The sequence below is a fragment of the Aliivibrio sifiae genome (assembly GCF_002954705.1).
Classification (GTDB): domain Bacteria; phylum Pseudomonadota; class Gammaproteobacteria; order Enterobacterales; family Vibrionaceae; genus Aliivibrio; species Aliivibrio sifiae_A.
In genome coordinates this window covers 93,275-101,916 of sequence record NZ_MSCO01000001.1, presented here as the reverse complement: position 1 = coordinate 101,916, position 8,642 = coordinate 93,275, and the positions used below count along the sequence as shown (strand labels likewise).

Genomic DNA, 8,642 nt, shown 5'->3' with positions numbered 1-8,642 from the left:
CTTTACACCAATTTCAATTTTCGAGAAGTACCTAAATACTAAAGAGAAATTGGAGCGACACACGAGGCTCGAACTCGTGACCTCAACCTTGGCAAGGTTGCGCTCTACCAGCTGAGCTAGTGTCGCATACTGATAATCTGATAAGGAGTAGCTCCTCGTTCAGAGGCTGCGAATTATACGAGTAAAACGTGATGATGCAAGCGGATTTTGAAAAAAAACTAAAAAATCTTTAAAACCCGCCTGTTTCGCTCAACAAACCATCAAAAAGATCAAATAGTGAAAATATGTTGGCGGTAATACTTCAATTCAGCAATTGATTCACGAATATCATCTAGTGCTAGATGCGTGCCTGTTTTTTCAAAGCCATCAAGTACTTCTGGTTTCCAACGACGAGTAAGCTCTTTAATTGTACTTACATCAACATAACGGTAATGGAAATATTCTTCTAACTTTGGCATGTGCTTATAAAGAAAACGGCGATCTTGGCCAATGCTATTACCACAAATTGGTGAAACCCCTTTTGGTACCCACTTTTCAAGAAACGCAATTGTCTCTTCAATCGCAGACGCTTCATCATGTTCGCTTGCATTTACTCTAGCTACCAAACCACTATTAGTGTGAGTATTGGTACACCAATCATCCATCTTAGCCAACTCATCTTCTGATTGATGAATAGCAATAACAGGCCCTTCTGCTAAAATATTTAGCTGAGCATCAGTTACAATGGATGCGATTTCAATGATTTTATGAGTTTCAGGATCTAAACCTGTCATCTCCAAATCAACCCAAATCAGGTTTTGATCATTAATTGCCATAGAGAGTTGCCTATTTTGTAACTAAAAAGGGTATGATACTCGGGCCGATTTATCTTTCAACATAAAACTGAAAGCCAACCTACAAGTGAAATCATTTCGTGGCAAAGAAAAAAAAGCTAACCAAAGGCCAAGTACGCCGAGTACGCTCTAATCAAAGTAAGCGTATAGAAAAAATTAAAACCACTGTTGAGTGGGATGAATCTTCATTAGAAGCAGCTAAAGAAGGTCTAGTGATCACTCGCTTTGGCCAACACGCAGATATTGAAGATCCAGACACCAAAGAGATACACCGTTGTAATTTACGTCGAGGTATCGAAAGCTTAGTGTCTGGCGATCGCGTTATTTGGCGTCCAGGTACAGAAGTACTTGCTGGTATTTCAGGTGTTGTTGAAGCGGTTAAGCCACGAACTTCAATGCTGACTCGCCCTGATTATTACGACGGCATCAAACCAGTTGCAGCGAATGTTGACCAAATGGTTATTGTCTCTTCTATTCTTCCTGAGCTATCACTAAATATTATTGACCGCTACCTTATCGCCTCTGAGACGTTGCATATAAAACCATTAATCGTATTAAACAAAGTCGACTTACTGTCTGATAAAGAATTTATCGATGTAAGACAGATTTTAAGTTTATATGAAGATATTGGTTATAAAGTAAAATTCGTCAGTAAAGAGTCGGGCTATGGTATCGAAGAATTAGAAGCTGAACTAAAAGATCATATTAACATCTTCGTTGGTCAATCTGGCGTTGGTAAATCAAGTTTAGTAAATGCATTAATGCCAGAACTTGAAATTATGGAAGGTGCAGTCTCTGAAAATTCAGGTCTTGGCCAACATACCACAACCGCGGCTCGTTTATATCACTTCCCTCACGGTGGCGATCTTATTGACTCCCCAGGAGTGCGTGAATTTGGTTTATGGCACTTAGAAAAAGAAGAAGTTACCGAATCGTTCATCGAATTTAAAGACTTCTTAGGTGGCTGTAAATTTAGAGACTGTAAGCATAAAGATGATCCGGGCTGTATTCTTCAGGAAGCCGTTAAAGATGGCAAGATTGCTAAGTTACGTTTTGATAGCTATCACCGAATCATTGAAAGCATGTCTGAGAATAAGGCGAACCGTCAATTCTCTCGCGGCAAAAAAGCCGATTAATAAACAAAGTAAAGATGTGGTAATATCCATCTTAATTGATAACTAGTAGGCAAATAACGTGTCAGATAATTTAAAAATAGGGTTACAGTATTTAACCCCAAAACACGCACTTACTCGTTTAGCTGGCAAATTAGCCTCAGCAAAAATGGGTTGGTTAACCACAGCGGTAATTAAATGGTTCATTAAACAGTATAAAGTTGATATGAACGAAGCTAAGAATCCAGATCCTGAAGCATACACTACGTTCAATAACTTCTTTGTTCGTGAATTAAAAGACGGTGCTCGCCCAATCAATGAAGATGAAGGTGTCATTTCTCATCCTGCAGATGCTTGTGTAAGCCAATTTGGCCCGATTACTGACGGTCAATTAGTTCAAGCAAAGGGGCATGTATATTCTGCTCAAGAATTGCTTGGTGGCGATGAAGAACTTGCTGAAGAATTTATGGGTGGCGAATTCGCAACTCTGTATTTATCACCACGAGATTACCATCGTGTTCACATGCCATGTGATGCGACATTACGTAAAATGATCTATGTTCCTGGCGACCTTTTCTCTGTAAATCCATTAACAGCAGAAAACGTACCAAACCTATTCGCTCGTAATGAACGTGTTGTTTGTATTTTTGATACTGAGTTTGGTCCTATGGCTCAAGTTCTTGTTGGTGCAACCATCGTTGGTAGTATTGAAACTACATGGGCAGATACGGTTACTCCACCAACAGGTCCTGCGGTTAAGACGTGGCATTACCCACTTTCTGGCGATGATATGATTTGCTTTAAGAAAGGGGAAGAAATGGGGCGTTTCAAGCTAGGCTCGACAGTTATTAACCTATTTGCTCCTAATTCAATTAAGTTTGATGCATCAATGGAAAATGGTGTTCCAACTCGTATGGGTACTCCATTTGCGCATATTGCAAAATAAATAATTTACTTAAAATAAAACCAAAATAGCGAACCTTGTGTTCGCTATTTTTTTAAGTTCAGATAATCTGAAACTAACGAATCAAAATAATCAATGGAATGATAATGGGATATGAATGGTTAGCACTTGGTGCTGCGTGCTTATGGGCACTATCAAGCATGATTTCAGTTGCACCAGCTCGTCATCTTGGCGCATTTGCTTATAGCCGATGGCGGATGGGCTGCGTAACGATTATGTTATCTAGCCTTGCTTGGTTTACGGGTGGCTGGTCTTCTATTGAATATTCCCATTTATTTCCAATGATGCTGTCGGGTTTAATTGGTATTTTTATTGGTGATACCGCTTTATTTTCTTGTTTTAATCGAATGGGCCCTCGACAAGCGGGTTTGCTTTTTTCTTGCCATGCTCTGTTCTCTGCTGTACTTGGTTATTGGTTATTTAATGAAACTTTGCAAGGATGGGAGCTTATAGGGGCAATCTCTGTTTTTTCTGGTGTTTCTATTGCTATTTTCTTTGGAAAAAAAACTGATAATCAGCACACGTGGGAAGAAGTTAAAGGGAATATTTGGATTGCGATAGCACTGGGCTTACTCGCCGCATTTTGCCAAGCGCTTGGTGGTGTAATTGCAAAACCAGTAATGTTAACCAGCGCTGACCCTATCGCAGCCTCAGCGATTAGAATGGCTTCTGCTTTTGGCGCTCATAGCCTATTAAGAATAACTAATCTACCTATCTCACGCCCTATCACTCCAATTAACTTACGCATATTAGGTATTGTTGCCTTAAATGGATTTCTTGCGATGACCGTCGGCATGACTCTAATCTTATATGCTCTACAAAAAGGAAATGTGGGTATGGTCGCCCTACTCTCTTCGACGACACCAATCATGATCTTACCTTTACTGTGGCTATATACAAAAAAAGCACCGAACCGCTTTGCTTGGTTAGGTGCTTTTTTAGCTGTAATTGGTACAGGGTTAATCGTTAGCTAGTTTTATTTAAAGAATTAAGCTCTATCAAAAGGAAAGGCCATCACTTGATCGATGTGCTTTTCTCCCATTGCTAACATGATCAAGCGATCGATACCTAACGCAACACCAGCACAATCGGGAAATCCAGCTTCTAATGCAGCAATCAAATGATAATCAATAGGCTGCTCAATTAAGCCCATAGATTTACGCTTTGCATTATCTTCTTCAAAACGAACAAGTTGTTCCTTGGCATTATCAAGTTCATGAAAACCATTCGCTAATTCGATTCCTTTAAAGTACACCTCAAAACGCTCAGCCACTCGCGGATCCGTCGGATTAATCTTAGCAAGAGCCGCTTGAGACGCAGGAAAATCATAAACAAAAGCAGGAACGTCTAAACCAATCTTCTCCTCTACGCCCATACTGAATAACAATTGCAGTAATGTATCTCTGTCTTCTTCAATATCAGCAATATCTGACAAACCTAACGGCCCCGCAACTGCTCGAAGAGCATCCATTGGAGCTTCTAACGGACAAACACCAAGCACTTGAATAAAGGCTTGTTGATACGTCATTCGTTCTGCGTTATCACATTTTAAAACAAGTTTTAGCAACTCGTTCATTTCATCCATTAACTGGTGATGATCAAATGTAGGACGGTACCACTCTAACATCGTAAATTCGGGATTATGAAAACGTCCAGCTTCTTCATTACGGAAGGCTTTATTAATTTGGTAAATCGCACCACTGCCAGCTGCCAACAAGCGTTTCATATGAAACTCAGGACTGGTCATAAAATACAAATGTGCGCCATCCGCATAGCCTGGCCCAACAAAGTCCGTTTGAAAGGTATGAAGATGAACATCAGTAACTGTTGCGTGACTCATTGCTGGAGTGTCCACTTCCATCACTTTACGTTCTGAAAAAAATAGACGAATGTTACTTAAAATATCAGCGCGCTGCTGTAATTGTTCAATTGATGCACTAGGCATCCAGTTTTGACTAGTCATAATTTTACACATTAGAAAAACTTATCCAAAATGATACCCGATTCCCAATTTTAAGGTTACCTATTTTTTAACTTTATAAATACCCTTAATCATCAAAGGGATACAGGTTCGATAAGAACCATTATCACTTACAAAGCAACAACTTAACTACAATTTAACGCCAAAATTAACAGCTGTAACTAGTTGACGGAGATCACATTATTAGCAACAAACCACCCCATTAGTGGTACTTGCACTACAAAACTTTATCCATATCAATTTTTATTACAAAAGCTCACATAGAATAGACATCAGAATTTTTAAGTTTTATTTGCTCTTTATTTGTCACACGAGCAGGCTAGATTCTCATAATTAATCATATTTGAATGGTTAATTTAATTTTTTATCTTTTATCCCGGAGAATAACTGTGAAAACTATAACCACAGATATCGCAGTGATCGGCGCGGGCGGTGCAGGTCTACGTACTGCCATTGCAGCAGCAGAAGCAAACCCAGAGCTAGAAATCGCTCTAATCTCAAAAGTTTACCCTATGCGTTCGCACACTGTTGCCGCAGAAGGTGGGTCAGCAGCCGTGACCAAGGAAGAAGATACACTAGACAATCACTTCAACGATACTGTTGGTGGTGGTGATTGGCTGTGTGAACAGGATGTTGTTGAATACTTTGTAAAAAATGCATACCGCGAGATGACTCAATTAGAACAATGGGGTTGTCCTTGGAGCCGTAAAGAAAATGGTGAAGTTAACGTTCGTCGTTTCGGTGGTATGAAAGTTGAACGTACGTGGTTTGCGGCCGATAAAACGGGCTTCCACATGCTTCACACTCTATTCCAAACTTCAATGAAGTACCCTCAAATCAATCGTTATGATGAGTACTTTGTTGTAGACCTTCTTGTTGAAGAAGGCCAAGTTCAAGGTCTAATTGCTATTCATATGGCAGAAGGCGAACTTATCTGTATTAAAGCAAAATCTGTTGTATTAGCAACAGGCGGTGCTGGTCGTGTTTACCACTGTAATACCAACGGCGGTATCGTTACTGGTGATGGTATGGCTATGGCTTTCCGTCATGGTGTTCCTCTACGTGATATGGAATTTGTTCAATATCACCCAACAGGTTTACCAGGTACTGGCATCTTGATGACTGAAGGTTGTCGTGGTGAAGGCGGTATCATCGTTAATAAAAACGGTTACCGTTACCTACAAGATTACGGCATGGGTCCAGAGACTCCTGTTGGCGAGCCTAAAAACAAATATATGGAACTGGGTCCACGTGACAAAGTTTCTCAAGCATTTTGGCACGAACAGCAAAAAGGCAATACAATTAAACACCCTCTAGGTGATGTTGTGCATTTGGATCTTCGTCACCTAGGTGAAGAGTACCTAAATGAGCGTCTACCGTTTATCTGTGAACTATCAAAAGCATACGTTAACGTTGATCCAGCGAAAGAGCCTATTCCAATTCGTCCTACTGTTCACTACACCATGGGCGGTATTGAAACGGACAAGAACAACGAAACAAACATCAAAGGCCTATTCGCTGTTGGTGAATGTTCTTCTGTTGGTCTTCACGGTGCAAACCGTCTAGGTTCAAACTCTCTTGCTGAGTTAGTGGTATTTGGTCGTCTAGCTGGTGAGAAAGCCGCTGAACGCGCTGCTGAGTTCACAGCTTGGAACGATGCTTCTATCCAAACGCAAATCGAAGCGGTTAAAGCTCGTATTGATGCTTTATTAGCACAAGAAGGCGATGAAAACTGGGCTGATATCCGTACTGAAATGGGTCACTCAATGGAAGCTGGTTGTGGTATCTATCGTAAAGAGCACGAAATGCAAGATACGATTGACACACTAGCTAAACTGAAGCAACGCTACAAAAAAATTAGCATCAAAGACAAAGGAAAAGTATTCAATACTGACCTTTTATACGCAATCGAAGTTGGTTACGGTCTTGAAGTTGCTGAAACAATGGCTCACTCTGCAATTCTGCGTAAAGAGTCTCGTGGTGCACACCAACGTTTAGATGAAGGTTGTACAGAGCGTGATGATGTGAACTTCTTAAAACATTCATTAGCGTATTACAATGAAGATGCTGCACCAACAATTAAGTACAGCGGCGTAACAATCACGAAATCTCAACCAAAAGCTCGCCTATATGGTGAAGCAGCAGAAAAAGCAGCTGCAGAAGAAGCGGCTGCAGAAAAAGCAGCGAAAAACGCAGAGGAGCAAGCATAATGACAGCTGGCAAAAGAGTCCAAAAAGTAAGCATTCTGCGTTACAACCCGATGACTGATGCTGAACCACATCTACAAACATTTGATGTACCTTGTGATGATACAACATCTGTATTAGACGCATTAGGTTACATCAAAGATAACCTAGATAAAGACCTTTCTTACCGTTGGTCTTGTCGTATGGCGATCTGTGGTTCTTGTGGCATGATGGTAAACAACGTACCTAAGCTTGCATGTAAAGCGTTCTTACGTGATTATCCAAATGGCTTAACGATTGAACCACTGGCTAACTTCCCAATCGAAAAAGATTTAATTGTTGATATGACGCCATTCATTGAGCGCTTAGAAGCAATTAAACCTTATATTCTTGGTAATGACCGTACTCCTGAGCAAGGTCCTAACAACCAAACTCCTGAGCAAATGGCGAAATACAAACAATTCGCTGGTTGTATCAACTGTGGTCTATGTTACGCAGCGTGTCCTCAATTCGGTCTAAACCCTGAATTTATCGGTCCAGCAGCGCTAACATTAGCACACCGTTATAATCTTGATAGCCGTGATAATGGTTCTGCTGAACGTATGAAACTTATCAATGGTGACAATGGCGCGTGGGGCTGTACTTTTGTTGGCTACTGTTCTGAAGTATGTCCAAAACACGTTGATCCTGCTGCGGCAGTAAACCAAGGCAAGATCGCATCGTCTCAAGACTTTGTTATCGCAATGCTTAAACCTCAGGAGGCATAAGGATGAGCAACCGTAAACCTTACGTTCGCGAAATGACACGTACTTGGTGGAAAGATCACCCTTTCTACCGCTTCTACATGGTTCGTGAAGCAACCATTCTACCGTTAATTTTCTTTACTATCTGTCTACTTGTAGGTTTAGGTAGTTTAGTTAAAGGTCCACTTGCTTGGGCTTCTTGGTTAGATTTCATGGCAAACCCTATTGTAGTCGCTTTGAACATTGTTGCTTTAGCGGGTAGCTTATTCCATGCTCAAACTTTCTTTAGCATGATGCCGCAAGTAATGCCAATTCGTATCAGTGGTAAAACACTGGATAAGAAAGTGGTTGTACTTGCACAGTGGGCTGCAGTTGCAGCAATTACATTACTTGTACTGGTTATCGTTTAAGGAGAGTTATTGTGGTAAATCGTAATCCAAAGCGTTCTGACGAACCAGTATGGTGGGGCTTATTCGGTGCTGGTGGCACTTGGTTTGCAATGCTGACACCGGTAACAATTCTTGTTCTTGGTATTTTAGTTCCACTGGGTGTTATTGGTGCTGAATCAATGAACTACCTACGTGTTGCTGGTTTTGTAACTAGTATCATTGGTGCTCTATTTGTAATTGGTTCAATCTCAATGCCAATGTGGCACGCAATGCACCGTCTACATCACGGTATGCACGATCTTAAATTCCACACAGGAACGGCTGGTAAAATTGCGTGTTACGCAATTGCTGCACTGGCAACTGTTCTTTCTGTTGTGTTTATCTTTATGATCTAATCTGAATTCAGATTAATAAAAAAAGGTTGGCTGATGCCT

At 40.7% G+C, this 8,642-nt stretch carries 9 protein-coding genes and 1 tRNA gene; 7 read left to right on the top strand and 3 right to left on the bottom strand.

The window, feature by feature from the left end; translation table 11 throughout:
- Window positions 1-50: 50 nt before the first annotated feature.
- Window positions 51-126 (bottom strand) — tRNA-Gly (locus tag BTO22_RS00485).
- Between the two features lie 143 nt (window positions 127-269).
- Window positions 270-815: an oligoribonuclease gene (gene orn / locus BTO22_RS00480; protein WP_060992665.1), complete on the bottom strand. Its 546-nt coding sequence runs from the start codon at window positions 813-815 to the stop codon at window positions 270-272.
- 98 nt (window positions 816-913) lie between these two features.
- Between orn and rsgA the strand changes: the two genes are divergently transcribed.
- The 3 genes from rsgA to BTO22_RS00465 all read left to right on the top strand — a co-directional run bounded on the left by rsgA (window position 914) and on the right by BTO22_RS00465 (window position 3,883).
- Window positions 914-1,969, top strand: a complete 1,056-nt coding sequence (rsgA, locus tag BTO22_RS00475) for a small ribosomal subunit biogenesis GTPase RsgA (protein ID WP_060992666.1) — start codon at window positions 914-916, stop codon at window positions 1,967-1,969.
- Between the two features lie 58 nt (window positions 1,970-2,027).
- Window positions 2,028-2,891: an archaetidylserine decarboxylase gene (gene asd / locus BTO22_RS00470; RefSeq protein WP_061005697.1), complete on the top strand. Its 864-nt coding sequence runs from the start codon at window positions 2,028-2,030 to the stop codon at window positions 2,889-2,891.
- Between the two features lie 104 nt (window positions 2,892-2,995).
- Entirely contained in the window at window positions 2,996-3,883 is an 888-nt protein-coding gene (locus BTO22_RS00465) for a DMT family transporter (RefSeq protein WP_181044527.1), read from the top strand.
- A gap of 14 nt (window positions 3,884-3,897) precedes the next feature.
- On the opposite strand, the gene epmA is transcribed toward BTO22_RS00465, so the two are convergent.
- A complete protein-coding gene (gene epmA / locus BTO22_RS00460) occupies window positions 3,898-4,872 on the bottom strand; it encodes an elongation factor P--(R)-beta-lysine ligase (RefSeq protein WP_172795139.1) in 975 nt (324 codons plus the stop codon).
- A 407-nt stretch (window positions 4,873-5,279) separates the two neighbouring features.
- On the opposite strand from epmA, the gene frdA reads away from it, so the two are divergent.
- The 4 genes from frdA to frdD are packed head-to-tail and all read left to right on the top strand — an operon-like array spanning window position 5,280 to window position 8,603.
- A complete protein-coding gene (gene frdA, locus BTO22_RS00455; RefSeq protein ID WP_060992670.1) occupies window positions 5,280-7,100 on the top strand; it encodes a fumarate reductase (quinol) flavoprotein subunit in 1,821 nt (606 codons plus the stop codon).
- Window positions 7,100-7,843 (top strand): succinate dehydrogenase/fumarate reductase iron-sulfur subunit, encoded by a 744-nt coding sequence (locus BTO22_RS00450; RefSeq protein WP_060992671.1) that lies wholly within the window; start codon window positions 7,100-7,102, stop codon window positions 7,841-7,843. The genes frdA and BTO22_RS00450 overlap by 1 nt, the downstream gene beginning before the upstream one ends.
- Before the next feature lie 2 nt (window positions 7,844-7,845).
- The gene (frdC, locus tag BTO22_RS00445) at window positions 7,846-8,229 is read left to right on the top strand and encodes a fumarate reductase subunit FrdC (protein WP_045101069.1); all 384 of its coding nucleotides are present in this window, start codon (window positions 7,846-7,848) and stop codon (window positions 8,227-8,229) included.
- Between the two features lie 11 nt (window positions 8,230-8,240).
- Window positions 8,241-8,603 (top strand): fumarate reductase subunit FrdD, encoded by a 363-nt coding sequence (gene frdD, locus BTO22_RS00440; RefSeq protein WP_060992673.1) that lies wholly within the window; start codon window positions 8,241-8,243, stop codon window positions 8,601-8,603.
- Window positions 8,604-8,642 lie beyond the last annotated feature (39 nt).

Bases quoted from the DNA above. Each gene is read 5' to 3' on its own strand.
- orn (WP_060992665.1), bottom strand. From the start codon at position 815: ATGGCAATTAATGATCAAAACCTGATTTGGGTTGATTTGGAGATGACA.
- BTO22_RS00465 (WP_181044527.1), top strand. From the start codon at position 2,996: ATGGGATATGAATGGTTAGCACTTGGTGCTGCGTGCTTATGGGCACTA.
- epmA (WP_172795139.1), bottom strand. From the start codon at position 4,872: ATGACTAGTCAAAACTGGATGCCTAGTGCATCAATTGAACAATTACAG.
- BTO22_RS00450 (WP_060992671.1), top strand. From the start codon at position 7,100: ATGACAGCTGGCAAAAGAGTCCAAAAAGTAAGCATTCTGCGTTACAAC.
- frdC (WP_045101069.1), top strand. From the start codon at position 7,846: ATGAGCAACCGTAAACCTTACGTTCGCGAAATGACACGTACTTGGTGG.